The 26,115-nt window shown below is 68.6% G+C and carries 21 protein-coding genes; 4 read left to right on the top strand and 17 right to left on the bottom strand.

Going from position 1 to position 26,115, the window contains the following annotated elements; translation table 11 throughout:
* Positions 1–13: 13 nt before the first annotated feature.
* The 4 genes from BC358_RS04210 to moaC are packed head-to-tail and all read right to left on the bottom strand — an operon-like array spanning position 14 to position 4,603.
* Complete coding sequence (locus tag BC358_RS04210) at positions 14–2,068, bottom strand: sulfatase-like hydrolase/transferase (protein ID WP_079364825.1); 2,055 nt, start codon at positions 2,066–2,068, stop codon at positions 14–16.
* 12 nt (positions 2,069–2,080) lie between these two features.
* Positions 2,081–2,725, bottom strand: coding sequence for a YidC/Oxa1 family membrane protein insertase (locus tag BC358_RS04215; protein WP_079364826.1), 645 nt, complete (start codon positions 2,723–2,725; stop codon positions 2,081–2,083).
* Positions 2,725–4,032 (bottom strand): hypothetical protein, encoded by a 1,308-nt coding sequence (locus tag BC358_RS04220; protein ID WP_143434166.1) that lies wholly within the window; start codon positions 4,030–4,032, stop codon positions 2,725–2,727. Before BC358_RS04220 ends, BC358_RS04215 begins: the two co-directional genes overlap by 1 nt.
* Positions 4,033–4,087: 55 nt before the next feature.
* Entirely contained in the window at positions 4,088–4,603 is a 516-nt protein-coding gene (gene moaC, locus BC358_RS04225) for a cyclic pyranopterin monophosphate synthase MoaC (RefSeq protein WP_079364828.1), read from the bottom strand.
* A 61-nt stretch (positions 4,604–4,664) separates the two neighbouring features.
* On the opposite strand from moaC, the gene BC358_RS04230 reads away from it, so the two are divergent.
* A complete protein-coding gene (locus tag BC358_RS04230; protein WP_079364829.1) occupies positions 4,665–6,233 on the top strand; it encodes a M48 family metalloprotease in 1,569 nt (522 codons plus the stop codon).
* Here the strand turns inward: BC358_RS04230 and BC358_RS04235 are convergent.
* Together BC358_RS04235 and BC358_RS04240 are read right to left on the bottom strand one after the other, a co-directional pair.
* Positions 6,216–6,566, bottom strand: coding sequence for a phage holin family protein (locus BC358_RS04235; protein WP_079364830.1), 351 nt, complete (start codon positions 6,564–6,566; stop codon positions 6,216–6,218). The genes BC358_RS04230 and BC358_RS04235 overlap by 18 nt on opposite strands.
* A gap of 78 nt (positions 6,567–6,644) precedes the next feature.
* Positions 6,645–7,400, bottom strand: a complete 756-nt coding sequence (locus tag BC358_RS04240) for a TerC family protein (RefSeq protein WP_079364831.1) — start codon at positions 7,398–7,400, stop codon at positions 6,645–6,647.
* A 344-nt stretch (positions 7,401–7,744) separates the two neighbouring features.
* On the opposite strand from BC358_RS04240, the gene BC358_RS04245 reads away from it, so the two are divergent.
* Positions 7,745–8,179 (top strand): DUF3717 domain-containing protein, encoded by a 435-nt coding sequence (locus tag BC358_RS04245; protein WP_079364832.1) that lies wholly within the window; start codon positions 7,745–7,747, stop codon positions 8,177–8,179.
* Here the strand turns inward: BC358_RS04245 and BC358_RS04250 are convergent.
* Positions 8,161–8,928, bottom strand: a complete 768-nt coding sequence (locus BC358_RS04250) for an MBL fold metallo-hydrolase (RefSeq protein ID WP_079364833.1) — start codon at positions 8,926–8,928, stop codon at positions 8,161–8,163. The genes BC358_RS04245 and BC358_RS04250 overlap by 19 nt on opposite strands.
* A gap of 220 nt (positions 8,929–9,148) precedes the next feature.
* Complete coding sequence (purB, locus tag BC358_RS04255; RefSeq protein WP_079364834.1) at positions 9,149–10,564, bottom strand: adenylosuccinate lyase; 1,416 nt, start codon at positions 10,562–10,564, stop codon at positions 9,149–9,151.
* Between the two features lie 112 nt (positions 10,565–10,676).
* On the opposite strand from purB, the gene BC358_RS04260 reads away from it, so the two are divergent.
* Positions 10,677–11,291 (top strand): glutathione S-transferase N-terminal domain-containing protein, encoded by a 615-nt coding sequence (locus BC358_RS04260; protein WP_066159338.1) that lies wholly within the window; start codon positions 10,677–10,679, stop codon positions 11,289–11,291.
* 117 nt (positions 11,292–11,408) lie between these two features.
* Here the strand turns inward: BC358_RS04260 and BC358_RS04265 are convergent, their stop codons facing one another.
* From BC358_RS04265 to glnE, 9 genes are all read right to left on the bottom strand, one after another.
* A complete protein-coding gene (locus BC358_RS04265) occupies positions 11,409–11,855 on the bottom strand; it encodes a nuclear transport factor 2 family protein (RefSeq protein WP_079364835.1) in 447 nt (148 codons plus the stop codon).
* Positions 11,856–11,861: 6 nt separating this feature from the next.
* Positions 11,862–12,728: an SDR family oxidoreductase gene (locus tag BC358_RS04270; RefSeq protein WP_079364836.1), complete on the bottom strand. Its 867-nt coding sequence runs from the start codon at positions 12,726–12,728 to the stop codon at positions 11,862–11,864.
* Positions 12,725–13,267 carry a DUF3833 domain-containing protein gene (locus tag BC358_RS04275; RefSeq protein WP_079364837.1) on the bottom strand — a complete coding sequence of 181 codons (543 nt, stop codon included), beginning with the start codon at positions 13,265–13,267 and terminating at the stop codon, positions 12,725–12,727. Before BC358_RS04275 ends, BC358_RS04270 begins: the two co-directional genes overlap by 4 nt.
* A complete protein-coding gene (locus BC358_RS04280; RefSeq protein WP_079364838.1) occupies positions 13,264–14,610 on the bottom strand; it encodes an MFS transporter in 1,347 nt (448 codons plus the stop codon). The genes BC358_RS04275 and BC358_RS04280 overlap by 4 nt, the downstream gene beginning before the upstream one ends.
* 7 nt (positions 14,611–14,617) lie before the next feature.
* Complete coding sequence (locus BC358_RS04285; protein WP_256861418.1) at positions 14,618–15,184, bottom strand: chalcone isomerase family protein; 567 nt, start codon at positions 15,182–15,184, stop codon at positions 14,618–14,620.
* Positions 15,185–15,200: 16 nt separating this feature from the next.
* The gene (locus tag BC358_RS04290; RefSeq protein ID WP_079364839.1) at positions 15,201–16,409 is read right to left on the bottom strand and encodes a cyclopropane-fatty-acyl-phospholipid synthase family protein; all 1,209 of its coding nucleotides are present in this window, start codon (positions 16,407–16,409) and stop codon (positions 15,201–15,203) included.
* A gap of 20 nt (positions 16,410–16,429) precedes the next feature.
* Entirely contained in the window at positions 16,430–17,239 is an 810-nt protein-coding gene (locus BC358_RS04295; protein WP_079364840.1) for a DUF1365 domain-containing protein, read from the bottom strand.
* Positions 17,236–18,654: an NAD(P)/FAD-dependent oxidoreductase gene (locus tag BC358_RS04300; protein WP_079364841.1), complete on the bottom strand. Its 1,419-nt coding sequence runs from the start codon at positions 18,652–18,654 to the stop codon at positions 17,236–17,238. Before BC358_RS04300 ends, BC358_RS04295 begins: the two co-directional genes overlap by 4 nt.
* A gap of 482 nt (positions 18,655–19,136) precedes the next feature.
* Complete coding sequence (glnE, locus tag BC358_RS04305) at positions 19,137–21,926, bottom strand: bifunctional [glutamate--ammonia ligase]-adenylyl-L-tyrosine phosphorylase/[glutamate--ammonia-ligase] adenylyltransferase (RefSeq protein WP_079364842.1); 2,790 nt, start codon at positions 21,924–21,926, stop codon at positions 19,137–19,139.
* 14 nt (positions 21,927–21,940) lie between these two features.
* Between glnE and BC358_RS04310 the strand changes: the two genes are divergently transcribed.
* Complete coding sequence (locus BC358_RS04310) at positions 21,941–26,113, top strand: YhdP family protein (protein WP_079364843.1); 4,173 nt, start codon at positions 21,941–21,943, stop codon at positions 26,111–26,113.
* The last annotated feature ends 2 nt before the right edge of the window (positions 26,114–26,115 follow it).

The following is a 26,115-nucleotide window of genomic DNA, read 5'->3' on the forward strand; positions in this document are numbered from 1 at the left end:
AGTGTTGTGCGACTCAGGGAGCGGAGCTGCTCCATCCTTCGCGGTTGAAGGGGTCCTTGCCTGTGAGCATCAGCTGTTTCCTAACGACAAAGGCATCGGGTTTCTGAAGGCTGAACTGCCAGGGGACCAGCGACACGGGAAACGGGTCGTCGCGTCCATCGGTCGCAATCGGCTTGTTGTCCAAGTATGGGTTGATGCATCCACCGATGGACCTGCACAAGATGATTGGCACCTCAGCGTTGGGCATGAACGTTTCGGACACTTTCATTGCACCCTTGGCGCCCGCGTCCTTGACAATCACGAGGGGGCGTACGCTGACATAGGTGTTGTCGGTGGCTCCCCCCGCAATCGCTCGGCTGGAGCTGTCCTGCACCGATCCCACAATGCCGTGGTCCGACGCGATGACGATGGTTGTCTGGTCGTAGACACCGACCTCTTTCAGATGATCCAGGTATTGGGCCACCAGTCGCAGTGCGCATCGGGCGGTGTTGGCGTGCTGGAGGGAGAACAGGCTCTTGTGGCCTAGCTTCTGGAGTTCTTCGGTGGACACATGCAGCTGGGTGGTCTTTGGAAGACAGTCGAGACCCATGTAGTAGGGTTCGTGGGGCAGGATGTTGGTGACCATGTTGAAGGCCGGTGCCGCGTCATCGACCGAGGTCAGCTCTTTCAGAGAATCGAGCTCGGCCCACTCGCGGAACGTGGTGCCTGACGAGTGGTCAAGAAAGGGTTGCCACGGCCCCCTGGCGTAGATCGCCTCCTTCATGGCATAGGGCGCGACGCGCATGGCACCCAGCAGCGATAACAGACTGGCGTAGTTCGCCTCCGCGAGCGCATGGACCGGAAAGCCCATCTGCTGGGCTTTCTGTCGCGATACACCTGCGGGGATGTGCGAACAGAACACGCTTTCCCAGTTCAGAAAACTGCAGTCCCCCATCATGGTGAAACCCAGTCCCCGGGGGTTGACCACGTTCGTGCGGTATCCCTTCTGAGCGAAGTTGCGAGGGAGGATGGAAAAGGCCTCGACCGACAAGTCCTTCAGCGATCGGCCTCGTGCGTTCATTTCGACGGGAAGGTAGTCGTAGCCACCCAACAGGGGATGGACACCTGCGATCGAATTCTCTCCGGCCGAGACGCTGCGTGGGTACCAGGTGAACCCACTCAAGCGGTCTGCGAGCTGAGGTTCGTCTCTCAGGGCCGATTCCACGTGAGAGCCCATGAAGCGGTCGAGAAAGATGAACAGCGTGTTCGGCTGTGTTCGGGAGAACACCATGGGTCTGGAGTGCGTTGGTGTTTCGTTGATGTTCCCGGCCAGACCCACCTGATCGCGGGACGCACTGAAGCCGACGGCCAGGGCAATGGAAACGTTGGCCATCATGACCGCGCCTAGAACCGCTCGAGAGCCGAACCGCAGCCAGCAGTACCGCAGCGCGAACGCGACCGCGAGCACGACCACCAGATCCATGGCGCTTCTGAGCAAGATGTCCTGCAGCGGGCGCGCAAGCTGCTCGAACGCCAGCCCGGTCAGCATGGGGTATCCGAAAGGCAGCACGAAGGCGTACATCCAGCCGAGGAAGAAGGCGCCAGTGGCCACCACTGCCATGGCGGCGCGCAGTCCTGGGACTGTGGCCAGCAGGTAAATGAATGCCGCGCTGTACACGATCACCATCACGTCGCGCACATTCACCTTGAGCAACCGATCCATGTGGATGCCCAGCTCTCCCGGTGAAGTCAAAAAGGTGGTGATGGGAATGGCGACCAGAACCAGCAGTGCGATGCCAAATATGGACAACAGGAACAGCGCAAGCCGGTATCGGCCCACGAAGACCGCCAGCGCGCTGTGGGACGGTTTGTCCGCCACATACCAGCCCAGGACCGTGGCCAGTCCTGACGCGACAATCGTCCCGACGGAACACTCGTGCCAAAGGGACAGGGTTGCCACGAGAAACAGCAAACTCACCTGGATAGAGAACACGACACCCGCGTGCTTGCCGGAACCTGTCCGTTTCAGCAGAGCCGTCGCTGTGACGACGATGATGAACCCGACAACAAAGACAACCAGAGCTTCCATCGGATGTACTGTTCAGCGGCGCAGAGCGGCCATGTTGCGGACCAAGGACCAGAGGTTGTTGATGGTCCAGTACAGCACGAGGCCCGAGGGGCTCGCATACAGCAGGACCAGAAAGACCAGGGCCAGTGCAATGCCCTGCCCGCGTTGCCCTTTGTCTTTCACGTAGTAGGTCACCGACAGCACATTGATGGCCGTCATCAGCAAGGGCAGGAGATGCAGGCCACCGAGAAGGCCGTCGGGCTGGCCCAGGTCGCTGATCTGGCCGAATGCGTGACCGTCCAGCAACTGGGAGCCGGAGAGGAACTGGAACACGGTCGCAAACACCAGAATCTGCAGCAGCAGTTCGTTGGAGGAGAGCAGGGCGTGAATGGGGTGGTGCCCAAACTGCCGGTGGACGGCACGGATGTAGAAGTAGCGCTCGCGACCCTGGAAGTTCGCTTTCATGCGCGCAACCTCCTTGTTCATCGCGGCGAGCTTTTCCCGTCCAGCCTTTGCACGAGCCTCCATCTGCCGGTAGGCCGGTGCCAGCAGCAGGTTCAGCAGAAGAGCAAAAACGATGATCCTCGGGCCGGAATCGAGCCCGGGGACCGCATCAAAAAGCCACCGGTAGATCACCATCAGTGGCTGCAGGAAAAGGATGTCGAGGATCTCGAACATCACGCATGGACCTCGCGTGTGCCGATCGATGCGCCGGTCTTTTCGACGGCGTAGAGTTCTGCCAGCTGGCGTGCTGCCACATCGCCCGCTTGCCCGAAGTTGTAGACCAGCTGGCTGCGCACCTTCTCCAGTGTTTCGACAGAGTGCGAACGCAGCACCTTCTCCAGGTGATCCGTGATGTGGTCGATCTCCGTGGGTTGCACAGGGACGATGAAGTCGCGGCACAGTTGCTTGAGTTCGCTGTCGCCTCCCAGCAGCTCGCCTTCCAGTCCTCCTGTCTTCATCTGACGATCAATGACGACCACAGGGCGCTCGTAAATGAACGCGAATTCGTGCGCGATGCCAGAGATGTCGCTCAGAAGAATGTGGGCCCTTGACAGTGCCGATACGGGTGTTCTGTCAGTGCTGACCTCGACGCCCTCCAGTCCGAGAATCTCGCTGTAGAGCTCTGGTTGGGACACCCGCATCTGGGGGTGGGGGCGAACGATCACACGGAAGCGCCCTGCAATGGTTTTCACAAAGCCGGTTCCAAACGCCTCGAACATGCTCAACGGGCCCCAGCTCGGGGCGATCAGCACGACGGGCTCGCCTTCCAGAGGAGGGGCTTGCCGTGCAGCCTTGGTCATTTCGTCGTAATGCGGAATGCCGGTTTCCAGCAGGTTTTTCGGGCGAGCCTGACGGATCGACTCGATGCGCCGAATGTTGGCTTTCACAATGGGGCCGCAACACAGCACCGAATCGAAGTGATCGTAGGCATACGGGCGCACGAACCGGGACTCTCCCAGCGCGTGTTGCACGATGGCGTAGTGCCGGACGCGCCGAGAGCGGCGGAAGGTCATTACATCCAGCTGTGGTGTCGTCGTCACCAGGAGGGTGGCCTCAATGTTGTTGAGGTAGGCGTAGCCCATCATTCCCTCGGGAATGGCGCGATGCACCGTTCGGTTGGGAAGGGTCTCGAAGGAGTTGTCCCTGGGATACATCGTGAAGAAGGTCACCTCGATGCCTTGTGCATCCAGTGCATGGACGATCGGGATGAATGTGATTTCATAGCGAGGGTCCTCGCAGTGAATCGCGATCTCACACCGTTGATCCCGGTGACGCACGCGAAAGAACCAGTCGATCGCCCGGTAGTAAATGCCACGCACTGCGAAGTAGACAGAAACCACCAGTCCCGTGACCACGTAGAAGAGCGCACTGCCCGTGCCGGGGTCGATGTAGGCGGCAGCCGGAGACGAGTACAAGACCAAGGCCACCGCAGCCAACAGGGGGTGCGAGCGGGGTGGTCGCCAGAATGAAGGCTGGTGCATGACAGTTCTGCAGACGAACGTGTTCAGGCGGACTGGGCCAGCGTGCGGCACAGGTTCATTGGCTGTTGGCCGGTTCCGCCACAAAACTCCCACTCTTCCCGCCATGCTTCTCCATCAGCCGTACCCCGCTGATGGTCATGCCGCGGTCCACGGCCTTGCACATGTCGTAGATCGTCAGCAGCGCCACGCTGGCGGCGGACAGGGCTTCCATCTCCACGCCGGTCTGGCCGGTGCATTCGGCGGTTGCGCGGCATTGCACGCTGCTTGACGCCTCGTCCACCTCGAACTCCACCGCCACGCGGGTGAGTGCAATCGGGTGGCACAGGGGGATCAGGTCGCTGGTTTTCTTGGCGCCCTGGATGCCCGCGATGCGGGCGATGCCCAGCACGTCGCCCTTCTTGGCGCTGCCGCTGCGGATGAGCGCCAGCGTGGCGGGCAGCATGGTGATGCAGCCTTCCGCGATGGCCACCCGGTGGGTGCTGGCCTTGGCCGACACGTCGACCATGTGGGCCTGGCCCTGGGCGTCGAAGTGGGTGAGCGGGCTGGGCGGCTGGGTGGGTGCGTCGGACATGGTGGCGGTTCTTTGCGCGGTCTTTACAGAAACCTCTGGGGCTTGGCGGCATCATACGGGGATGGTTTTCCACGCCCGCCCCCCGCTGTCGCCGCGTTTCCGCCGCTGGTCCGTCGCCGTGCTCGCTGCCGCGCTGCTGCTACCGCCCTCGGCGGGCACGCGCGCGCAGTCCGGTGTCAACCTGCCCTCGCTGGGCGACGGCGCGGGCATGTCGATCGCGGCCGAGCGACGGCTGGGTGACAGCATCGCGCGCGACATCTACCGCGACCCGGACTATCTGGACGATCCGGTGCTGGTCGACTACCTGCAGACGCTCTGGCAGCCGCTGCTGGGCGCTGCGCGGGCCCGGGGCGACGTGCCGCCCGAGTTGTCGGACCGGCTGGCCTGGCAGCTGCTGATCTCGCGCGACAAGCGGGTCAACGCATTCGCCCTGCCTGGCGGGTACCTGGGGGTGCACCTGGGGCTGGTGGCGGCGACCGAGTCGTCTGCGGAGCTGGCCAGCGTGCTTGCGCACGAGCTCAGCCACGTTTCGCAGCGCCACATCGCGCGCATGCTCACCAAACAGGACCAGGCAGCGCCCTGGCTGATGGGGGCCATGATCCTCGGGGTGCTGGCGGCGCGGGCCAATGTGGATGTGGCCAACGCCGCCATCGCCGGCAGCCAGGCGGTGGCGATCCAGAACCAGCTCAACTTCTCGCGCGACATGGAACGCGAGGCCGACCGCGTCGGTTTCGGTGTGCTCACCGGCGCCGGATTTGAACCGCTGGGCTTTGTGACCATGTTCGAGAAGCTGCAGCAAGCGGCCCGGCTCAACGACGACGGATCGTTCCCCTATCTGCGCAGCCACCCGCTGACCAGCGAGCGCATGGCCGACATGCGGGCCCGGGTGCCGCTGGCCGACGCGCCACTGGCCGGTCCGCGCGTTGGTGCTCCGGTCACAGGGCCGGCGGCTACGCCACCCAAGGCCTTGCATTCACTGATGGCGGCCCGTGCCCGGGTGCTGTCGGAGAACGGGCCAGACCGCCAGCGCGCCTGGCTGCAGGCCGGGCAGGCGCCCAACGCCGCGCCCGCGGCCCAGTACGCGGCAGCCCTCTCCGCCCACCGGCTCGGGCAGTCGGCGCAGGCCTTGTCCATCGCGCGCCAGGGCCGCGCCGCCGCAGCGCCGGGTACCCAGGACGCCTGGGCTCTGCTGCAGCTGGAGATTCTGGTTGGGCCGAATGCCCGGGCGCTCAACGACGCTTCGCTGGCCACACTGCGAGACCAGGCGCTCGCCGGAAGCACCCGGGCCGATCTGCTGTTCGGCGCTCAGGCGGCGCTGGCCAGCCAGGGGGCCCTGGCCGGGGCCGCCGCCCGCCTGCAGGCCTGGGTGGTGGCACAGCCGAAGGATGCGCAGGCCTGGCAGACCCTTTCGCGCGTGCAGGCCGCGCTGGGTCAGCGCCTGCGCTCCGTGCGCTCGGAGGCCGAAGCGCGGGCGGCACAGATGGACTACGGCGGGGCGCTCGACCGCCTGCGCGCGGCGCAGATGCTGCCTGCGGCCGAGCGCAATGCCGACCCGATGGAGCTGGCCATCGTCGACGTGCGCCGGCGCGAGGTCGAGGAACTGTTGCGCGACTCAGCGCGACAGGAGTGACTTCACCGCGGCATCCACCACCAGCATGATCGCCGAGTAGATCAGCGAGCCCAGCAGCGCGGCGCCGAAGCCGTTGACGTGGAAGCCGTCCAGCACGCTGGCGGCGGCCCAGAACAGCAGGGCGTTGATCACGAACAGAAACAGCCCCAGCGTGACCAGCGTGACCGGCAGGGTCAGCAGCACGAGGATCGGGCGCAGCACCATGTTGAACAGGCCGATCACAAAGGCGGCGATTAGGGCCGAGGTGAAACTCTGCACCTGAACCCCTGGGTACAGGTAGGCCACCAGAAGCAAGGCGCAGGCGGCGAGCAGCCAGGTCACGAGTGTTTTCATGCGGCCAGCATAGCACCGGCTATGAAAAAGGGCGGCCCCTTTCGGAAGGCCGCCCCAGGACGTTCAGAGCTCGGGCGATCAGGCGCCGGCTTCTTCCGCGGGCTTCTGGCGCGAGGCCACGAACTTGCCGACGGCCAGCACCAGCAGGGCTCCGGCGACGTGGGCAGTCCAGTACAGCGTGTCGGAGATGACCGCCAGACCCTGGGTGTCCACCGAGCCCAGCTTGGGCATCCAGGTCCACTTGTCCGGGTTCACGAAGGCGGGGTCGGTGACCAGCATGCCGCCCGCGATCCAGCCCAGCAGCATGCCGCCGGCCACGATGATCACCGGGAAGCGGGCCATCAGCTTGATGACCAGGGTGCTGCCCCAGACGATGATGGGGATGGAGATCAGCAGGCCCAGCACCACCAGCAGCAGCGAGTGCTCGCCTGCGTTCTGGGCGGCGCCGGCGATGGCGATCACGTTGTCCACGCTCATTACCAGGTCGGCCACGATGATGGTCTTGATGGCGGCGAACAGCTTGTCGCTGCCCTGGATGTCACCGTGACCATCTTCGTCAGGCGCGATCAGCTTGATGCCGATCCAGACCAGCAGGATGGCGCCGACCAGCTTGAGGAAGGGCACGTTCAGCAGCGTCATGGCGAACGCGATCAGGACCACGCGCAGGACGATGGCGCCCGCCGTGCCCCAGATGATGCCCTTGGTGCGCTGCGCAGGCGGCAGCTTGCGGCACGCCAGCGCGATCACGACCGCGTTGTCGCCCCCGAGCAGGATGTCGATGATGATGATCTGTCCCAGAGCGACCCAGAACTCGGGTGAAGTCAGGAAATCCATTGGATGCCTCGTTGTGTGGTGGTGGGCCCCTGACAGGCCGGTTCCGGCGCAGACCGACCCTCGGCGCCGGATGGTGGACATCGGCGCGAAGGGGCAGTGAGGCCTAGATCGGTCCGCAGGGACGGTCCAAAGGTCTTGCTCAGGCCGGTGGCGGGCACCGGGCTCGGATCGCCGGAAGCATGTGCTTCGTCCTGACGACGACCCGAACGGGTTGAAACGGTGCGCCTGGCGCGGTTTCCTCCCGGAGAGCTACTCCCCTTCGAGTCCGGCGATTGTAGCGGCGCGGTTTCCTGTTCGACCCTGATTGCAGGTAAGCACTTTCCACACCGTATCATCGCCGTCCCATGGCCGGCATCCACATCACCGACATCGAGGCAGCCATCAACTACTGGCGTGAGCGCTCACCCTCGTCCGACGCAGCCATGCCTCTGACACTGCCCCTGCGTGCTCTGGCCGAGGTCTATGCACTGATGGTCTACCACCGGCAGACCGACACCGACGAGGCGGCCCTGCCGCCCGCGGCCCGCCAGGCCTGGCTGGCCTGGTTCGACACCACGCCGGACACGCCCTGCATCGCCATCTGCTCAACCAGCCAGGGCGACGAGGTGTGCAAGGGCTGCGGCCGCAGTTTCGATGAAGTCCAGCACTGGACAGCCATGAGTCCGGCCGAAAAACGGGGGGTGTGGCGGCGCATCACCCTGCAAGGTGACGCCTGGCGCTTCAACCGCTACGCCGAGCGCGCGATCGAAGAGAAAGCAGGTCAGGCCGGGATGGTGTAGTTCGCCTGCGTCACGTTGTCGATGCCGCAGGTCAGGTCGCCGATCCAGCCGATGAACTCCTTGACCGCGTTGCCCGCCAGCGGCGCGCCGTGCTGCGGCACGATCATCTTGATCGGCAGGTCCCGCACCATGTTCGCCCACAGGCGCAGGATCTTCTGCGACACCATGTAGCGGCGGTGGAAGGCCTCCATGCGGGCCAGGTGGGGCGCCAGACTGGTGATGATTTCGCCCGCTTCCTTGGACGTGCCCAGCGACACGCCCAGATCGCCGGAGAACAGGATCTTGCTCACCGGGTCCCAGAACTGGAAGTTGCCCTCGGCGTGCATGAAGTGTGCCGGCAGCGCGATGATTTCGCTGCGCCCGAGCTTGATGCGCATGCCGGGGTCGGGGATGCCGATGATGCGGCCCGCGGTCTTGCCCGGCTTGCAGAAGTGGGGCGCAAAGCGCTCCCACAGCTTGGAGATGTAGAGCGTGGCCTGGGTGCTGGTCATCCAGCGGTCCAGCGAGGCGATGATGTCCGGGTCGGCGTGCGAGGCCAGGATCTCGGTGAGCTTGTTGGGCGGGAAATAGCGGCCGATGGTGAGCAGCAGCTCGTTGAACGCCATGTTGCCGCCCGGGTCGATCACCGCTCCCTGGTCGCCATCGATCACCAGGAACTGGTTGGCCTGCACGGCTTCGCCGCCCTCGTCGCTGAGGTTGGCGAACATCAGGCAGACGTGCCCGTTCTGGTTGAACAGTTCAATGGCCATGGCGGGGAGCTCCTGGGGCGCGTGCGCCCTGCGTCGGGCGGCGGCTGATAAAAAAACAAGCGCCGGACTTTATGCAGCGGCATCCAAGTGCCGGTTGCGATATGTCAAACGTGTCACGGACTGTGCATGAAAAACCGCACAACTTCAGGGGGTTGTCCGCCCAAAACGCAAAAAGGCCGGACAACTGGTGCCCGGCCCCGGCCAGATTCATGCAAAAGAATTACGTTCGCCGCGCCAGTTCGGCGGCCTTGCCGACGTAGCTGGCCGGCGTCATGGCCAGCAGCCGGTCCTTCTCGGTCTGGGGGATCTCCAGGCTGCGGATCAGCGTGTGCAGTGCCTCGGCGGTCACGGTCTTGCCGCGCGTGACCTCCTTGAGCTTCTCGTAGGCGCCTTGCACGCCAAAACGGCGCATCACGGTCTGGATCGGCTCGGCCAGCACTTCCCAGGCGGCGTCCAGGTCGGCGGCCAGGGCTTCTTCATTGAGTTCCAGCTTGTTCAGGCCGGTCATGAGCGAGCTGTAGGCCAGCACCGCGTAGCCCAGGCCCACGCCCATGTTGCGCAGCACGGTGGAATCGGTCAGGTCGCGCTGCCAGCGGCTGATGGGCAGCTTCTCCGACAGGTGCTTGAGCACGGCGTTGGCCAGGCCCAGGTTGCCTTCGGCGTTCTCGAAGTCGATCGGGTTGACCTTGTGCGGCATGGTCGAGGAGCCGATCTCGCCGGCCTTCAGGCGCTGCTTGAAGTAGCCCAGGCTGACGTAGCCCCAGATGTCGCGCGAGAGGTCGATCAGGATGGTGTTGGTGCGAGCGATCGCGTCGAACAGCTCGGCCATGTAGTCGTGCGGCTCGATCTGGATCGAATACGGCTGGAAGGTCAGGCCCAGGCCCAGCGGCTCGGGTGTCTCGATGACCTTCCTGCTGAAGGCTTCCCAGTCGAAGTCGGGCCAGGCGCTCAGGTGGGCGTTGTAGTTGCCGACGGCGCCGTTCATCTTGCCCATGAGCTTGACGGCCGCAATGCGCTCGCGCGCGCCGGCCAGGCGCACGACCACGTTGCCCAGTTCCTTGCCGACGGTGGTCGGGCTCGCGGTCTGGCCGTGGGTGCGGCTGAGCATGGGCACGTCGGCGAACTGGTGCGCCATCTCGCGCAGGCGGGCGATCACCTGGTCCAGCGCGGGCAGCAGCACGGCGTCGCGGCCGCCCTTGAGCTGCAGGGCATGGCTGGTGTTGTTGATGTCCTCGCTGGTGCAGGCGAAGTGCACGAACTCGGCGGCCTTCTCCAGCTCGGGGCGCGCGTCGAACTTGGACTTGATCCAGTACTCGACGGCCTTGACGTCGTGGTTGGTGGTTTTCTCGATCTCCTTGATGGCCATGGCATCGGCTTCGGAGAAGTTCTTGACCAGGCCCATCAGGTAGGTGCGGGCACCGGGCGAGAGCGGCTGGAACTCGTTGAAGCCCGCGTCGGACAGGGCGATGAACCAGGCGATCTCGACCTGCACGCGGCGGTGCATGTAGCCCTGTTCGCTCATGAACGGGCGCAGCGGCGCCAGCTTGCCGGCGTAGCGGCCGTCCAGCGGCGAGAGGGCGGAGACGGGGGTGAGGCTGCCGGAGGCAGCGGCGGAGGGGGCAGAGGTCGGGCGCATCCCCGGATTGTAGAAGGCGGGTCCGGCGCCCGGCGGATCCCCCAGGCCGGCACGGGCGGCGGAGCCGCTCGCTAAAATGGCCTGCCCAGGGACCCCCACAACTCCACTCCTCATGAAACTCATCGGCGCCGTCACCAGCCCTTACGTCCGCAAAGTGCGGGTCGTCATGGCCGAGAAAAAGCTCGACTACCAGTTCATCCAGGAAGATGTGTGGTCGGCCGACACCTCGATCGCCGCTTCCAACCCGCTGGGCAAGGTGCCCTGCCTGGTCATGGAAGGCGGCGAGGCCGTGTTCGATTCGCGCGTGATCGTCGAGTACCTGGACACGCTCTCGCCCGTGGGCAAGCTGATTCCGCCCTCGGGCCGCGAGCGTGCCGAGGTCAGGACCTGGGAGGCGCTGGCCGACGGGGTGATGGACGCCGCCATCCTGGCGCGGCTGGAGGCCACCTGGCCCGGCCGCAGCGAGGAGCAGCGTTGCCAGGCCTGGATCGACCGCCAGATGGCCAAGGTCGACGCCTCGCTGGTCGCCATGGCGCGCGGCCTGGGCGACAAGCCCTTCTGCTCGGGCATCCACCTCAGCCTCTCCGACCTGGCCGTGGGTTGTGCGTTGGGCTACCTCAGCTTCCGCTTCCCGCAGCTGGAGTGGCGCACCACGCACCCCAACCTGGCGCGCCTGGCCGACAAGCTGGCGCTGCGCCAGAGCTTTGCCGACACGCGCCCCAGCTGAAATCCCCCACCCCCGCGCCGCGCCTGCGGCGCGTCACCCCCTCAAGGGGGCGATGCCTGCGGCCTGGCGGAGCCAGTTCCGCGGCATCCTCAACAGCTTCCCTGCAGGCGTTTCGGGTCAGCTGTTCGCTTTGCGTTTGAGCCAGCGCATCAGCGCGCCCAGCACGGGCAGTTTTTCGTACAACTCTTCGGCCGCGTCCCAGTAGTCGCGGTGGTCGAGCACGCGGCCGTCCGCCGCCAGCCGCAGGTGCGAGCCGCCGCGCACCACCTGTTCGGTGGTGGTGTCGAAGCGGCGCATGCGGAAGCGGAACTCCCAGACCAGGAAGGCTTGGTCGCCATCGACCAGCTGGCTGGTGACGACGAAGTGCGGCTGGTGCAGCGACGCGAACATGTGCTCGAAGATGCGGCGGATGGCGGGCAGCCCGCGCACCTCGTTGAACGGGTCCTTGAAGCGCGCGTCGGGCGTGTAGTACCGGTCCAGCCGGTCCAGGTCCTGCGGCTGCAGCCGCGCATAGAAGTCGGCCAGCCGCTGGACGGCCTCGCGCAGGTCGGTCGTTGGGGTCATGCCGCTTTATAGACCGGTGGCGCGGTGCACGATCGGGAAGTAGGCGCGGTAAGGCAGCAGGCGCAGCAGCTTCATCCAGACCGTGAAGCGGCGCGGGAAGTGGACCTCGAACCGGCCGGCCGCGATGCCGTCGAGCATGGCGCGGGCCGCCTCGTCCGGCGAGATCAGGGCCGGCATCGAAAAATCGTTCTGCGCCGTCAGTGGTGTCTTCACGAACCCGGGGTGCACCACGCTCACGCCGATGCCGCGCGGCGCCAGATCGAGGTGCAGCGTCTCGGCCAGGTGGGTCAGCGCGGCCTTGGTCGGGCCGTAGGCCAGGCCTTTGGGCAGGCCGCGGAACCCGGCCACGCTGCTGACCAGGCTGATGTGGCCCTGGCCACGGCCGATCATGGCCGGCAGCAGGGCGTCCAGCAGGTTCAGCGCGCCGCCGTAGTTGATCGCCATGTGGCGCTGCATCTCGGCCAGGTCGAAGGCCTCGGCCCGCAGGGCGCGGTAGTGGCCGGCGCAGAACAGCACCAGGTCGACCGGTCCTTCGGCGAGCACGGCGCGGGCGGTGAGCGCCACGGCCCGCGCATCGGTCACGTCCATCGGCCAGGCTTGGACCGGCGCGGGCTGGCCGGGCCGGGTGTGGCGGTCCACCAGCGCCTGCAGGCCGGCCTCGCTGCGTGCGGACACCAGCACGGTGGCGCCCAGGCCGATCAGTTGCTCGGCCGCGGCCAGGCCGATGCCGCTGGAGGCGCCCACCACCCAGACCCGCAGGCCTCGCCAGGAGGCGATGCGCGGGTTGAACGGCCGCCACAGGCCTGGGCCGCGGCGCGGCCGGGCCGCACCATCGGCGGTGGTGGGGTCGACGAAGCTGCGGTGGAGGCTCATGAGGATCGCCGCACAAAACTGAGCGTGACCTCGCCCAGGCGGATGCCGAACTTGCTCATCACGGCCTTGTTGAGCATCACGCGCTCGTCCAGCAGATACATCCAGTCGTCGAACTGCACGTTCCAGACCCGGCCGTCCACCGGCAGCGCCAGCGTGTAGCCCCAGCGGAAGGCGTTGCCCGCGGTCTGGCCCTCGGCCACGCCGACCACGTCGTCGGCCCGGCCGGTGTAGCGGCCGTTGCCCTCGTGCTTGAGGCGCCAGATGCGCTTCTGGGTCGTGCCGTCCGAGTAAGTGAAGTCCTCGTCGAGCACGCCTTCGTCGCCGTTCCAGGTGCAGCGCATGACCACGGTGAAGCGCCGCACCACCTGGCCGCTGCGGTCGGTGAACACACCGTAGGCGTCCAGCGTGCCGTTGAAGTACTGGCGCAGATCCAGCACGGGTTTTTCGGTGGCGTAGTCGCCGACCTGCGGGCCGGCGCAGCCGGTCAGGGCGAGGGCGGCCGTGGCGGCGCCGGCGGTGAGCAGCAGTCGTCTTTTCATGGGAGGGCTTTCAGGGTGTCGGGCAGTGGCGCGCCGGTCGCGCCGGGGCGGATGACCAGGACCTGCAGCAGGCCGGCGGCCAGCAGCTTCAGGCCGCAGGGCAGCAGGCAATAGGCCACGGTGAGGGTCCACAGGGCCTGCGGATCGCGTGCGCCGGGCTGGTAGCCGAAGGCGCCCAGCAGCGGCAGGGCCAGGCCGGCGGCCAGGGCCAGGTTGAGCTTGGCGGCGAAGTTCCACCAGCCGAGGTAGGCGCCCTCGCGCTGGCCGCGTTCGCCCAGTTCGTCCATCAGGCCTGTCAGCAGCGCCGAGGGCAGGGCCAGGTCGGTGCCCAGGGCCACGCCGGAGAGCGCGCAGACGACCAGGAAAGCGGTCACATCGCCCGCGCCCAGCGTGGCGGCCCAGATGAAGACCGCCACCGAGAGCGCCATGCCCGCCAGCCAGCAACGCGCCAGGCCCAGGCGCGGCACCAGCCGCACCCACAGCGGCAACGAGAGCGCGGCGCACAGGAAGTAGGTGGCCAGGAAGGCCGGCTCCACGCTAGCCGGCGCCTGCAGCCGGTCCTGCACAAAAAACAGGACGAGCGTGGCGGGAACCGCGCTGGCCGTGCCGTTGACCACGAACACCGCCAGCAGGCGCACGAAGCGGGGTTGGCGCAGCGGATGGGCCAGCGTGTTCTGGTGCGCCAGCGCGCCCAGCGTCAGGCCGCGCGCCGTGGGCACCACGGCGGCGCTCCAGGCCCACCAGCCCAGCGCCAGCAGCACCGCAAAGGCGGCCACGGTGGCGCCCAGGCCCAGGGTGCCCGGCAGCACCGCGGCGGTCAGCACGCCCACCAGGGCCAGGCCTTCGCGCCAGGCGCTGATGCGGCTGCGCTGTGCCTCGTTGCCGCCCAGGCGCGTGCCCCAGGTCTGGTGCGCCACACTGGCCACGCTGTAGGCGGTGTAGGTGACGGCCATCAGCACACCGGCCCAGGCCAGCAGCGGTACCGCGTCGCCGCGCAGGGCCGGGGGCGGGAACAGCAGGCCCCACAGGCCGAACGCCAGCACCAGCGCGGCCACCGCGCCCGCGCCCAGCACGCGGCGGTGGCTGCGGGCGAACAGGCGGTCGATCCATCGTCCGATCCACGGGTCCAGCACCGCGTCGAACAGGCGCGCCGCCAGCAGCACCGCGCCCAGCGCCGCCAGCGGCACACCGAATGAGCGCGCGTAGTGGTTGGGCAGCACCACGTAGAGCGGCAGCGCCACGAAGGCCAGCGGCAGGCCGAGCAGTCCGTAGCGCAGGCCCTCGCGCCAGGCCCCGGGCGCGGTGAAGCGCGCGGCGTCGGCGGAGGCGGTGGTGGTGACCATGGGCGGCTCAGCGTGCGGCGCCGGCGATCAGGGCCTCGCGCAGCCGGGGCTGCGAGGTGCGGGGCGAGAGCCAGATGCCGAAGAAGCGCTCGGCGAACACCGGGTCGTCGACCACGCCGCGCAGGCGGCCGTTGTAGTAGAAGTGCGCGCCCCGGCCGGGCAGGTGCACACCCATCAGCCGGTCGCCGGGTGCCACGTCGGGAAACACACGCTCCATGGCGGCTTTCCACTCGGCGGCCTGGGCCGGCGCCAGCGGGGCGATGTCCTGCATCTCGTCGATCGAACGCTGGGCGATGTCGGCGCCCTTGAAGGCGCGCCGGTACTGCAGCTCCAGCGCCAGGCGCTGCTGCTCGAAGCCCTCGGGCCGGAACGCTGGCGTTGTGTAGAGCGTGGCGACATAGACCTCGAAGCCCCAGTAGCGGAACAGCGACTGCCCGCGCGGCGCCTTGCCGGCAAGCGCGGCCTCGGCCGCCTCGGCCGGCGCGTTGGCGTGCACCGGGGCGGCCAGGGGCAGCCACAGCGCGGCGGTGATGGCCACCACGGTGAAGGCGCGCTGGGGCAGTTGGTGTCGCACGGCCGGTCCTCCCGGATCAGTCGGGTTGGCGCAGGGTGAACTGCACGACGTCGGTGTTGCCTTCGTCGAAGGCGGCCTCGCAGTAGGCGAGGTAGAACTCCCAGGTGCGCAGGAAGCGCTGGTCGAAGCCCTGCTGCAGCACGCGCTCCTGGTTCAGCAGGAACTGCTGGCGCCAGACCCGCAGCGTCTGCGCGTAGTCGGGGCCGAAGTGGAACTGGTCCACCACCTGCAGGCCGGCGCGTTCGGCCGCGGCGCGGAACTGCGCCGGGCTGGGCAGGCAGCCACCCGGGAAGATGTACTGCTGGATGAAGTCGGTGCCGGCGACGTAGCGGTCGAACAGGTCGTCGCGGATGGTGATGCTCTGGATGCAGGCCCGGCCACCCGGCTTGAGCAGGCGCGCGACGGTATTGAAATAGGTGTCCCAGTACTCGCGGCCCACGGCCTCGACCATCTCGATGGAGCAGATGGCATCGAAAGGGGCGTCGCCGATGTCGCGGTAGTCCTGCAGCCGCAGGTCGGCGCCCGGGTTGCGCCGCTGCGCGAACGCCAGCTGTTCGGTCGACAGCGTCACGCCGGTCACCGAGGCGCCGAACTCGGTGATCGCCTTCTCGGCCAGCGCGCCCCAGCCGCAGCCGATCTCCAGCACGCGGTGGCCGGGCTGCACGCCGGCCATGCGCAGGGCGCGCCGCACCTTGGCGTGCTGCGCGTCCACCATGTCCTGGCCCGGCTGCTCGTACAGCGCCGACGAGTAGTTCCAGGTCTCGTCCAGCCAGAGACCGTAGAAGGCGTTGCCCAGGTCGTAGTGGGCGTGGATGTTCTTGCGGCTGTTGGCCTTGCTGTTGCGGTTGAGCAGGTGGCGCAGGCGGTAGGCCAGGCGGCCGATCCACGAGCCGTAGACCACGTCTTCCAGCGCCTCGCGGTTGGCGATCAGCAGGCGCAGCAGGTCGGACAGCTGCGGCGTGCTCCAGTCGCCGGCGATGTAGCTCTCGGCGAAGCCGATGTCGCCCGATTTCAAAGCCGCTCCGAACACGTTCCAGTTGGTCAGCCGCATCGAGGCCAGTGGTCCCGCGCCACCACCGAAACGCTGCACCGTGCCGTCGGGCAGCTGCAGCGTGAGCGAGCCGTGGCGCAGGCGCTGCAGCAGCTGCAGCGTGGTGCGGGCGGCGGCCGGGGCGTGGCGGGGCAGGGAAAGGCCGGCGCTCTGCGGGGCGGTGGTGCTGTTCATGTCGTGTCGGAAGGCAAGGGTCAGCGGGAGGCCGGGTGGCCCGGGGTCACGAAGTCCGCCGGTGCGGCGGGCTGGCGGAAGAAGGGCGCCTGCTTGAGCCACAGGCGCAGGGCCTGCCAGTGGATGCGGGCGATCACGCCCAGCGTCATCAGCGGGTGGCCCCAGAGTGCGCGCCGTGCGCTCGCGGCGTCCAGCGGCTGCAGCGTGCCGCTGACGCTGGTGCGGATCAGGGCGTCGGCGCCAGGCTCGTCGTGGAAGTCGATGCGCACCACCGTGCGGTCTTCGCCGCCGTGCTGCGTGCGCATGAAGACGAAGCGGTATTCGCCGCGCACCGGGGCGAAGGGCGAGACGTGGAAGACCTTGTCGGCCGTGGCCGGCACGCCGTGGCGCGGCGCGTCCAGCAGGTAGCAGTGGCGCTCGCCGAAGGTGTTGTTGACCTCGGCGACCACCGCGCGCAGCGTGCCGTCGGCGCGGTGGCAGTACCAGAAGCTCACCGGCTTGAACACGTAGCCCAGCACGCGCGGGTAGGTGTGCAGCCAGACCTCGCCATCCGCGTCGCCGATGCCGTGCTCGGCCAGCAGGCCGTCGAGCCAGGCCAGGCAGTCGTCGCGGCCGTCGCCGTGGTCGCGGTCGTGGAAGGCCAGTGCTGCCCAGCGGTTGCGTGCGAGCGCGCCGGGGCCGTTTTTCCGAAGGCTGCGCAGCGGCAGCATCAGGAAGAAGGTCGGGTAGGCGAAGGCGTGCGCCTTCGGGCGCGAGCGGGCGTGGCGCACCTGGCCGAAGCCGACCAGGGTTTGCGCAGCGCTCACGGCGCTCCCGACGACTGTGTTCATGCAAACACTCCCGGCAGCGCGGCGTCGCGGGTCTCGGTGGCGCTGCGCTGCGGCAGCAGGTCGTGGGCCATGATGAGTTCGCGCGCGGCGCGCAGGCCGGCCTTGAGGCCGTCTTCGTGGAAGCCGTAGCCCATCCAGGCGCCGGCGTAGAAGGTGTCGTGCCGGCCCTGCAGGTCGACCATGGCCTTCTGGGCGCGGATGGCGGCCAGGTCGAACACCGGGTGGGCGTACTCGTATTCGCCGATCACGGTGGCCGGGTCGATGGCGCGCTGCGGGTTGAGCGAGACGATCACCGGGGTCTTCAGCGGCAGCGGCTGCAGCCGGTTGATCAGGTAGTGCAGGCAGACCCGCGGCTCGTCACCGGCGCCGCCGGCCTCGTAGTTCCAGGCCGCCCAGGCCTTCTCGCGCTGCGGCAGCACCGAGGCGTCGGTGTGCAGCACCGCGCGGTTGGGCTGGTAGCGCACCGCGCCCAGGGCCGCACGCTCTTCGGGCGTGGCGGCCTCGCCCAGGATGGCCAGCGCCTGGTCGCTGTGGCAGGCCATGACGATGGCGTCGAAGCGCTCGACCCGGCCTTCGCTCACCACGCGCACGCCCTGGGCGTCGCGCAGCACCTGCTGCACGGGGGTGTTCAGGCGCCGGTCGGGAATACGAGCGACGATTTTTTCCACGTACTGCCGCGCACCGCCGGCCACCGTGTACCACTGCGGCCGGTTGGTCACCTGGATCAGGCCGTGGTTGTGGCAGAAGCGCACCATGGTCGCGACCGGGAAGCGCAGCATCTGGTCGGTCGGGCAGCTCCAGATGCAGCCCATCATGGGCAGGAAGTACCAGTCGCGGAAGGCGGCCGAGAAGCGGTGGCGCTCCAGAAAATCGCCCAGCGGTTCCAGCAGCGGGCTGTCGGCGCCGAGGTCGTCGCCGCGCTTGGCCAGTCGGGTGGTCAGGCGGTTGAAACGGACGATGTCCGCCAGCATGCGCCAGAAGCGGGCGTTGCCCAGGTTTTCGCGCTGGGCGAACACGGTGGAGAGGTCGCTGCCGCTCCATTCCAGCGCCGAGCCGCGTGGCCCGGCGCCCGGTGCCTGGACCGAGAACGACATGTCGGACGGTGCCACCGGCACCTGCAGCTGGTCGAACAGCGCCAGCAGGTTGGGGTAGGTGCGCTCGTTCAGGACGAGAAAACCGGTGTCGACGCCGAAGGTGGTCGGGCGGCCCAGGGGGTCGGCCAGGGTCACGTCCACCGTGTGGGTGTGGCCGCCGAAGTAGTCGCCGGCCTCGAACAGGGTCAGATCGGCCAGGCCGCTGAGGGTGTGGGCGGCTGCCAGGCCGGAGATGCCAGAGCCGACGATGGCCACGCGCGGGCGCTGCGGAGGATTCGCGGGCGCACCGCCGATCGGGGAGGGGGTGGGGACCGAGTACATGGCTCAGCCCAGACGTGCCGCCACCCGCTGGGGGCGGCGGAGGGGGGAAGAAGAAAAGCCTGCGAAGCGCCCCGACGCGAAGGAGGGAGGGAGGGAGGAGGAGGAGAAGCGCCTCGGGATTTCATCCGCCGCGATCGGCGGAAGGCTTCGCAGTGCAAAAACCTGAACATACGACAGCACCAACTTTGGCGCCATCGTGAAAGCATTGAGAGGATTCGTGGCGGAAAAGTTCCGCGGGTGGATGACCATGTGCCCTCCGGTGGCTGATGTACCAAAATGAACTGCTTGGTTTTATTTTGACTGATCAGTCACAAAACAGCCGAAACATTCTTTTCAACACCCATGAAGGGAGCATGGTTATCGGTCGGAATGGCCCGCGCAGCGGCGGAGCGTGGGGCCAGGGAACTCAGCGCCGGGCCGCCCCAGGCTGAGTTTGCGCCCCCTCGTGGGGCAGCGACCCGCGCAGCGGCGGAGCGCTGGGGCTATGCCGTCTTGCCCAGCGCGTGGCGCCAGAGTGCCTGCACCGCGGCCGCCATGCCGGCGGCCGCGTCGGCGCCGATCTGCGGGGGCGCCTCGTCCAGCCGCGCGCGGTGCTGGATGGCACGCAGCTCGCGGTAGGCGTCGGCGGCTTCCTGGCCCACGCCCTTGGGCAGCAGGCCCACGGCCTCGGCGCGCTGCAGCAGCGCGATGTTGCCCAGGTTGCCGCGCAGTTCCGGGTGTTCGCCCGAGTGCGCCAGCACCAGGTACTGCACCACGAACTCCACGTCGACCATGCCGCCCGGGCTGTGCTTGACGTCGAACTGTTCGCCGCGCACCGGGTGGGCGCTGCGCACCTTCTCGCGCATGGCGGTGATTTCCTGCGCCAGCGCCGCGCGGTCCCGTTCGGCGGTGATGACCGCCTCGCGCACGGCGTCGAAGCGCGGCTGCAGACCGGCCATGCCCATCACGAAGCGCGCGCGGGTCATGGCCTGGTGTTCCCAGGTCCAGGCGGTGTTGCTGCCACGGCCGCGCTGGTAGTTCTCGTAGGCGGTGAAGGTGGTCACCAGCAGGCCCGAGTTGCCATTGGGCCGCAGCGCGGTGTCGATTTCGAACAGGTCGCCCTCGCCGGTCTTGACCTGCAGCCAGTTGATCAGCTTGCGCACGAAGGCGGCGTAGATCTCGCTGGCGTTTTCGTCCTCGTCCTCGTAGACGAACACGATGTCCAGGTCGCTGCCATAGCCCAGCTCCTTGCCGCCGAGCTTGCCGTAACCAATGATGGCGAAGGCCGGCTCCTCGCGGTGGCGGTTTTTCAGCCGCGCCCAGCACCAGCGTGCGGTCACGCGCAGCACCGCGTCGGCCAGGGCCGAGAGGTCGTCGGCCACCTGCTCCACCGTCAGCACGCCCTCGATGTCGCGCGCCAGGGTGCGGAACACCTCGGCGTGGTGGGCGCGGCGCAGCAGGTTCAGCAGCTCTTCCTCGTCGTCCTCGCCGGTGCGGCGCAGCGCGGTGCGGCGGTCTTCGAGGTCGGCCTCGAATTGGGCGGCGTCAAAGCGTTCTTCCATCAGCTGGCGCCCGGCCAGCTCGTCGATCACGCCCGGGTGCTTGAGCAGGTAGCGCGCCGGCCATTTGGCCGCACCAAGGATGCGCAGCAGCCGCTCGTGCACCGAGGGCCGCTCCTGCAGCAGGGCCAGGTAACTCTCGCGGCGCAGCAGCGGCTCGATCCAGTCGGCCAGGCGCAGCGCGGCCTGTTCGTTGACGCGGCCTTCGTCGAGCCAGGCGCCGGTGCGCTGGACCAGGCGCACCAGGCGCAGGCGGGCGTCCTCGCGCAGCGCCAGCACCCGCGGGTGCTCGCACCACTGCGCGACCTTGGCGGCGAAGGCCTCGGGCAGCCCGGCCATCACGCCCTGCAGGTCTTCCACGGCGCCGCGCGAGCCGTTCTTGTTGCAGCCCTTGCCGTTGCAGCCGCCGCCGGGCGCGCCGCCCAGCAGGATGTCGAACTCGTGGGCCACGGTCTCGCGGTGGGCGTCCAGCGCGCACAGGAAGGCGCACATGTCGGGGAAGCCCAGGGTGGCGGCGATCCAGGCCAGGTCGTCGTCGCGGGTGGGGATCAGGTGGGTCTGCTGGTCGTCCAGGTACTGGATGCGGTGTTCGACCTTGCGCAGGAAGTCGTAGGCCGCGGCCAGCGCGTCGGCGGTGGCGCGCGGCATCAGGCCGGCCTTGGCCACGCGCTGCAGCGCGTCCAGCGTGGGGCGGGTGCGCAGTTCGGGGAACTGGCCCCCGCGCACCACCTGCAGCAACTGTACGGTGAACTCGATCTCGCGGATGCCGCCGCGCGAGAGCTTGACATCGTTGGCCCGGCCCGGGTTGCCGGCGGCGCGCTTGGACGCGTGGTCGCGGATCTGGCGGTGCAGGGTGCGCAGCGAATCGAAGACGTTGTAGTCCAGGTACTTGCGGAACACGAATGGCAGCACGGCCCCGCGCAGTGCGCTGGCGCTCTTGTCGGCGATGCAGGCGGCCGGCGCGACGACGCGGCTCTTGAGCCAGGCGAAACGCTCCCACTCGCGGCCCTGCACCAGGAAGTACTCCTCCAGCGCGCCCAGCGACACTGCGGCCGGCCCCGAGTTGCCGTTGGGCCGCAGCGCCAGGTCGACCCGGAACACCTGGCCGTGTTCGGTGGTCTCGCCCACCGTGTTGTAGATGTGCTTGACCGCCTTGCCGAAGTACTCGTGGTTGCTGATGCGGTTGCGGCCCGCCGTGTTGCCGGCGGTTTCGCCGTCGGCGTCGTACACATAGATGAGGTCGATGTCGCTGGAAACGTTCAGCTCGCGCGCGCCGAGCTTGCCCATGCCGATCACCCAGAGCTGGGCGCGCTGGCCGTTCTCGTCCAGCGGCGCACCGTGCAGATCGTCCAGGTCGGCAAACGCCAGCCGGCAGGCCTGGTCCAGCGCCAGCTCGGCCAGCTCGGTCACTGCGCGGGTGATGTCCTGCAGGGACGCACCCTCTTCGCAGTCCAGCACCACCAGCCGCTCCATCACCAGCTGGCGCAGCACGCGCAGGGCGGCGGGCATGGGCAGGCCGCGGCCGGTGAGGGTGGCCAGGCAGGTGTTCATGGCCGCCTTGACCGGCGGGCCCGGCGGCAGGCAGGCCAGCTCGTTCTCGTAGCGGCGGCGCACCCGTTGCACAAAGCGAGAGTGCTCGGCCAGCCGGGGCGGCAGCGGGGTGTCGGCGGGGTTCACATTTGGCGACAAAGGAGAAACCGACGCTGCGGAACCGTCGAGAGGGCTGACCGTCATAATTTGCGTTGGATATGAATCAAAGCCCGGCCCCAGCCGCCCCTGCCTCAAGAACCCAGAAGACCTGGTCGGCGATCACTCGGCTGTTGCTGTGGATGGTGCTGACGGTCTGGCTCCTGTTCGCACTCACCTGGGGCACCTTGCATTTTTGGATTGTGCCGCGAATCGGCGAATGGCGCCCCGACCTGGAGCGCTGGGCCAGTGCGGCGGTGGGGGTACCTGTCCAGGTGGGTGCCATCCGCGCCGAATCGCAGGGCGACGCCAGTGCCCGCGCCGGCTTCCTGCTGCGCCTGGTGCCGACGCTCGAACTCAGCGACGTGCGCCTGCTCGACCCCCAGGGCCGCGAAGCCCTCCGGCTGCCCAAGGTGCGGGCGGCGGTGTCGGTCACCTCGCTCTGGCGCCTGGGCTTCGAGCAGCTGCTGATTGAAGCGCCGGTGCTCGACATCCGCCGCACGCCGCAGGGGCGCATCGAAATCGCCGGCCTGGATTTTTCGGGGCCGCAGACCGGCGACCACCGCGCCGCGGACTGGTTCTTCTCGCAGTCCGAGTTCGTGATCCGGGGCGGCACCGTGCGCTGGACCGACGAACTCAAGGGCCAGCCCCCGCTGGCCCTGAACCAGCTGAGCTTCGTGGCCCGCAACCGAGTGCGCAGCCACCTGCTGCGGCTGGATGCGACACCGCCGCCCGAGTGGGGACAGACCTTCAGCTTGATGGCGCAGATGCGCGAACCCCTGCTGGACCTGGGGCCGCAGCCGCCGAACCAGGCGCCCTGGCACAACTGGAGCGGTGAGGTCTACGGCGATTTCCCGGCGGTCGATGTCTCGCGCCTGAGGGCCTATGTCGACCTGTCCGAATGGGGCGTCGAGGTGCGCGCCGGCCAGGGCCGCCTGCGCGCCTGGGCCGATGTCGAGCGCGGCCAGGTGGCCGGCGCCACCGTCGACATGGGTCTGCGCGAGGTCGCCACGCGGCTGGGCGAACAGCTGCCGGAGCTGGCGCTGGAGCGGGTCGATGGCCGGGTGGTGGCCAGCTGGGGCGCCCAGGGCTTTCAGGTGGCCAGCGACGACCTGAGCTTCCGCACCCAGGACGGCCTGGACTGGCCCGCCAGCAAGCTGCGGCTGGCGCACGACAACGGCCTGTCCCGCGGCGCGAATGCCAGCGCGACGACCACCGTCGAGGCCGACCGCCTGGACCTGGCGGCGCTGGCCGCGCTGGCCACGCGCGTGCCCCTGCCCCAGGCCAGCCGCGACCTGCTCACCAGCCTGCGCCCGGCCGGTCAGGTCCAGGGCCTGTCGGCGCGCTGGCAGCAGCCGGTGGTGCCGGCGGCGGTGGCGGGCCAGCCCCCGCCGTCGGCACCACCCGTCACCGCCTACCAGGCCAGGGGACGGGTCAGCGGCCTGGCGCTGGCCGGCCAGCCCAGTGGCCGCATGTCGGCCTACGGGCCCTACCCCGAACTGGGCCGGCCTGGCGTGGCGGGCGCCAGCGCCGACTTCGACCTCCATCAGGACGGCGGCACCGCGCGCGTCTCGATCACCGATGGCGCGCTGGAGCTGCCGGGCATGTTCGAGCAACCGCAGATTCCCATGACCAGCCTCCAGGCCGACGCCCGCTGGAGCGTCTCGGGTGAGCGCATCGAGGTCTGGCTGGAGAACATGCGCCTGGCCAACGCCGACGCCGCCGGCACCGGCCGCCTGCACTGGACCACGGCAGACCCGGCGCGCAGCAGCGCCAAGTCGCGCTTCCCCGGCGTGCTCGACCTCAGCACCACCCTCACCCGCGCCGACGCCGCCCAGGTGCACCGCTACATGCCGCTGTCGGTGGGCACCGACGCGCGCCGCTACGTGCGCGAGGCGATCCGCGGGGGGGCGTCCGACCGCGTCGAGTTCCGCGTGCGCGGCGACCTCTGGGACCTGCCCTTCTACCAGGCCGGCGCCGACGGCGAGTTCCGCATTTCCGCGGCGCTCAAGGGCGTCGACTTTGCCTACCTGCCGCCCTACCTGCAGGACGAGGGCGCACCGGCCTGGCCGGCGCTCAAGGCCGTCAATGGCCAGCTGGTGCTCGAAAAGGCATCGCTGAAACTCAGCGGGCTCAGCGCCGGGGTCGAGGGCCTGCCGCAGGTGCGGCTGGGCGAGGGTGAGGTGCTGATCCCCGACCTCATGGGCACGCCGCGGGTCGAGGTCGGCGCGCGCACCCAGGGGCCGGCCGCCGAGGTGCTGCGCTTCGTGCAGACCTCGCCGCTCGACGGCTTGCTCTCCGGCGCCCTGTCCAGGGCCACGGGCACCGGCAATGCCGGGGTGTCGTTCAAGCTGCAGCTGCCCCTTGAGAAGATCGAGGACTTCGCGCTGCAGGGCAGCGTGCAGCTGGGTGGCAACGACCTGCGCATCACGCCCGATGCGCCCCTGCTGGAGCGCAGCAGCGGCAGCATCTCCTTCACCGAGCGCGGCTTCCGGCTGGCCGACGCCCGCGCCCGCCTGTATGGCGGCGACGTGGTGCTCGAAGGCGGCCTGCAGCCCGACGCGCGCGGCGTGGCCAGGGTGGAGTTCCGCGGCCAGGGCAGCGCCACCGCCGAAGGGCTGCGCGACGGCGGTCTGGGCTTCGTCTCGCGCCTGTTCGCCAGCGCCAGCGGCAGCGCGGCCTACACCGCGCGCCTGGGCTTCCGGGGCGGCGCGCCGGAGATCAGCGTGACCAGCTTGCTGCAGGGCCTGGCGGTGGACCTGCCGGCACCGCTGTCCAAGAAGGCCGAGGACAGCCTGCCGCTGCGCTACGACAACGCTGTGGTGGGGGTGGCGCCCGAGGGGGCTGGCGAGGTGGCCCGCACCGACCGGCTGGCGGTCGAGATCGGCCCCGCGGCGCAGCCCCTGCTGTCGCTGCAGTACGAGCGCGACGTCACCGGGACCGAGGCACGGGTGCTGCGCGGCAGCCTGGGCGTGGGTCTGCAGGCGGGTGAGGCCGCGCCGCTGCCGCTGCAGGGCGTGGCGGCCAACCTGCGCTTTGCCCGCATCGACGTGGACGCCTGGGAGCGCGTGTTCAGCGAGGCCAGCGGCGTCGACGTGCGCAGCACCAGCGCGGGCACGACCGCGCCGACGGCCCAGGCGGCCAGCCTGAACTACCTGCCCACCGTGCTGGCGGTGCGCGCCGGCCAGGTGGATGTCGACGGCCGCAGCTTCAACAACGTGGTGCTGGGCGGCTCGCGCGAGGGCACGCAGTGGCGCGCCAACGTCGATGCCGACGAACTCAACGGCTATGTGGAATACCGCCAGGCGGCGGGTGGCAGCGCCGGCAGCGTCTACGCGCGGCTGGCGCGGCTGGACCTGGCGCCCAGCGCCGCGGCCGATGTCGAGCAGCTGCTGCAGCAGCCCAGCAGCGTGCCGGCGCTGGACATCACGGTAGAGAACCTGGTGCTCTCGGGCCGCCAGCTCGGGCTGGTGGACATCCAGGCCGTCAACCGCGGCGTGGGACGCAACCGGGAATGGCGCCTGAACAAGCTCAACGTGCGTGTGCCCGAGGCGCGGCTGATCGCCAGCGGCAACTGGGCGGCCACCGGGGACGAGGGTGCCGCGCGCCGCACCCGGCTGGACTTCCGGCTGGATGTGGACGACGCGGGCCAGCTGCTGACGCGCTTCGGCCGTGCGGGCGTGGTGCGCGGTGGCAGCGGCCACATCGAGGGTGAGATCGGCTGGCTCGGTTCGCCCTTCACGCTGGACTACCCCAGCCTCTCGGGCGAGATGGCGGCCAACTTCGAGACCGGCCAGTTCCTCAAGGTCGAGCCGGGCGCGGCCAAGCTGCTGGGCGTGCTGAGCCTGCAGGCCCTGCCGCGGCGGCTGACGCTGGACTTCCGCGACGTGTTCTCCGAAGGCTTCGCCTTCGACTTCGTGCGCGGCGACGCCAAGATCGCGCAGGGCGTGGCGACCACCAACAACCTGCAGATGAAGGGGGTGAACGCCGCCGTGCTGATGGAAGGCAGCGCCGACATCGTGCGCGAGCAGCAGGACCTCAAGGTGGTGGTGGTGCCCGAACTCAACGCCGGCACTGCCTCGCTGATCGCCACCGCCATCAACCCCGCCATCGGCCTGGGCACCTTCCTGGCCCAGTTCCTGCTGCGCGAACCGCTGCAGTCGGCCACCACCCAGCAGTTCCACATCAGCGGCGGCTGGGCCGACCCCAAGGTCGAGAAGATCGAAAAGAAGTAAAA

This window comes from Hydrogenophaga sp. H7 (assembly GCF_002025745.1).
Lineage (GTDB): Bacteria > Pseudomonadota > Gammaproteobacteria > Burkholderiales > Burkholderiaceae_C > Hydrogenophaga > Hydrogenophaga pseudoflava.